General features: G+C 79.8%; 1 pseudogene. It reads left to right on the top strand.

What is annotated here, in order from left to right:
* Nucleotides 1–134: 134 nt before the first annotated feature.
* Nucleotides 135–3,523, top strand: a pseudogene (locus ACKOQ4_RS03230) (PE family protein); the annotation flags it as partial.

Here is a 3,523-nt window from a genome sequence, read left to right on the forward strand (position 1 = left end):
CCCCGCGGCCACGGGGTCGCGCCCGCGCCGGCCCCCCCCGCGGCCGCGGCCAGCGGCGCCGGGACTTCTCGCAGGCGGTCCGGCTGCCCCGCCTCGCGGAGCGCGCGGCGCGCCTCAACCTCAGCGTCGCCGCGATGCGCAAGGGCCTGCGCAACCGCCTCACGCGCCTCTTCAAGGCCGGCGGCGGCGACGGCGGCGCGGCCGGCGCCGGCGGCAACGGCGGACAGGGCATCGAAGGCGCGCCCGGCGACAGCCAGGGCCGGCCCAACGGCACCGACGCCCTCTCTGGCGGTAACGGCGGTAGCGGCGGTGTCGGTGGCAACGGCGGCGCCGCGGGTTCGGGTGCCGGCAAGGCGGCCAGGGGTGTCGACGGCAGCGGCGCTGACGGCGGCGTGGCCGGCCGGGGCGGCAACGGCGGCGTCGGCGGCGAGGGCTGGGTCTCCACCGTGGCCGGTGTCAACGGCGGCAACGGCGGCAAGGGCGGCCTGGGCGGCAACGGCGGCGACGGCGGCAAGGCCGGCGTGAAGGGCGGTCCGACCGGCACCGACGGCAAGGATGCGGCGGGCGGCGACGCCGGCACCGGCGGCTTCGGCGGTTCCGGTGGCAACGGCAGGGCCGGAACCAGCGGTAAGAACGGGACTCTCCAGAACATCAACGGCGGCAACGGAACTGACGGCGGCGACGCCGGCAACGGCGGTGACGGCGGCACCGGGGGCACCGGCGGTCAGGGTGCAGGCTCCGCGCCTGACGGCTCCAACGGCGACGGCGGCCACGGTGGCGCGGCGGGCACCGGCGGTGCCGGCGGCAACGGCGGCAACGGCCTGGCCGGCGGATTCCAGACCGGCGCCGACGGCGGCAATGGCGGGTCGGCCGGCAGCGGCGGCGCCGGTGGCACCGGCGGTCTCGGCGGCCTGGCCGGTGGGGCGGGTGCGGTCAAGGGCGACGACGCCGTCGGCGGCGACGGCGGCAAGGGCGGCCGTGGTGGTTCCGGCGGCAATGGCGGCTCGGGCCTCAACGGCTTCGCCGGCACCGACCCGCTGACGGCCGGCACCGACGGCCAGACCGCCGGTAACGGCGGCAACGGCGGCGACGCCGGCAACGGCGGCGCGGCGGGCAAGGGCGGCGGCACGGCCGCTGACGGGGCCAGAGGTGTCGGTGGCGACGGCGGGGTGGCCGGTGTCGGCGGCATCGGTGGCGCCGGCGGCGTCGGCTATCGCGGTAAGGCCGGCACCGGCGAGAACGGTTCGGACGGCGGCAACGGCGGCCTGGGTGTCAACGGCGGCTCCGGCGGTAAAGGCGGTTTGGGCTCGGTCAACGGCAAGGACGCTGTCGGGGGCAACGGCGGTCAGGGCGGCGGCGCCGGTGCCGGCGGTAACGCCGGGTCCGGTATCGAGGGCGCACCCGGTGACAGCAAGGGCCGGCCCAACGGCACCGACGCGCTGTCGGGCGGCAACGGCGGTACCGGCGGCGACGGCGGTACCGGCGGCGTGGCGGGCGCCGGCGGCGGCAGCGCCGCCAAGGGCATCGACGGCAGCGGCGGCGACGGCGGTGTCGGCGGCACCGGCGGGACCGGTGGCGTCGGCGGTGCCGGCTGGACCTCGACGGTGCTCGGTGTCGACGGCGGCGACGGCGGCAAGGGCGGCCTGGGCGGCAACGGCGGCGGCGGCGGGTTCGGCGGCAAGGCCGGCGGTGCGACCGGCACCAAGGGCATCGACGCCGCCGGCGGCAACGCCGGGACGGGCGGTACCGGTGGCGTCGGCGGCGACGGCGCCGCCGGCACGAACGGCAAGAACGGAACTGTGCAGAACCCGAACGGTTTGGACGGCACCAGCGGCAGCAACGCGGGCGACGGCGGCACCGGCGGGACCGGCGGGACCGGCGGCCAGGGTGCCGGTCTGGCGCGGGACGGCACCAACGGCAACGGCGGCGACGGCGGCGCGGCCGGCGTCGGCGGCCGGGGCGGCAACGGCGGCAACGGTCTGGCGGCGGGCTTCCAGACCGGCGCCGACGGCGGCAACGGCGGCCTGGCCGGCGACGGCGGCCTGGGCGGCAACGGCGGCGCCGGTGGCGCGGCCGGCGGCGCGGGCGCCCTCGACGGCCTCGACGCGGCGGGCGGCAATGGCGGCGACGGCGGCCGGGGCGGTTCAGGCGGCAACGGCGGGGCGGGTCTCAACGGCGTATCCGCCACCGATGCGGTGACCAACGGCAGCGACGGCCTGACCGGCGGCAACGGCGGCTCGGGTGCCGACGGCGGCAACGGCGGCCTCGGCGGCGAGGGCGGCGGCACCGCCGCCGGCGGGCTGACCGGTCTCGGTGGCGCCGGCGGTATTGCCGGCAACGGCGGCACCGGTGGCGCCGGCGGCAACGGCTACACCGGGGTGGACGGCACCGGCGAGTCCGGGACCGACGGAGGCGCCGGCGGGGACGGTGGGCTCGGCGGGGTCGGCGGTGCCGGTGGCACCGGCCGCGTCGACGGCAAGGACGCTGTCGGCGGCAACGGCGGCCAGGGCGGCGGCGGCGGGTACGGCGGTGACGGCGGCCAGGGCATCTACGGTGTCGACGGGCTGGTCGCGGGCCGCCCGAACGGCACGAGCGGTCAGGCCGGCGGCGCCGGCGGTAATGGCGGCCGCGGCGGCAACGGCGGCACCGAAGGCACCGGGGCGGCCGGCAGCGGCACCCGGGGCGGCGGCGGCGACGGCGGTGCGGCCGGCAACGGCGGCGACGGCGGCTTCGGCGGCAACGGCTACAACGGAGCCGACGCGTCCGGTCAGACCGGCGGCAACGGCGGTAACGGCGGCGCCGGTGGCGCCGGTGGCACCGGCGGCGCGGCCGGCACCGGAACGCCCGGCGGCACGGACGGCACGGCCGGCAACGGCGGCACCGGTGGCGCCGCGGGTATCGGCGGTAACGGCGGCTCGGGCCGCGACGGCACGGACGGCACGCTGGGCAACAGGAACGGCACCGCCGGGCAAGCCGGTGGTAATGCCGGTTCCGGCGGCACGGGTGGCGCCGGTGGCGCGGCGGGTGTGGCCGGCGACGGCGTCACCCTGGGCACCGCCGGTAACGGCGGTGAAGGCGGGACCGCCGGCACCGGTGGTGCCGGCGGCATGGGCGGCGACGGCTACGTGGGTCGTGACGGACTCGGTGAGTCCGGCGGCAACGGTGGCGCCGGCGGCGCCGGCGGCAACGGTGGACTCGGTGGCGCCGGTGGCGCCAAGGGTGGCGTCGGCGCGTCCGACGGCGCCGACGCGGCCGGCGGTGACGGCGGTGACGGCGGCGATGCCGGCTCGGGCGGCAACGGCGGCTCCGGCGCCAACGGTGATCCGAGCGCCGATCCGTTCACCGCGGGAACCGACGGCCAGGCCGGCGGCAACGGTGGCAATGCCGGCAACGGCGGCAAGGGCGGCAAGGCCGGCCTGGGCGGTGACGGCGTGACGCTGGGCACCGCGGGCAACGGCGGCGACGCCGGACTGGCCGGTACCGGCGCGGCCGGCGGCGACGGCGGCACCGGCTACACCGGTGT

The organism is Mycobacterium sp., assembly GCF_046095365.1.
In the GTDB taxonomy this organism is placed as follows: domain Bacteria; phylum Actinomycetota; class Actinomycetes; order Mycobacteriales; family Mycobacteriaceae; genus Mycobacterium.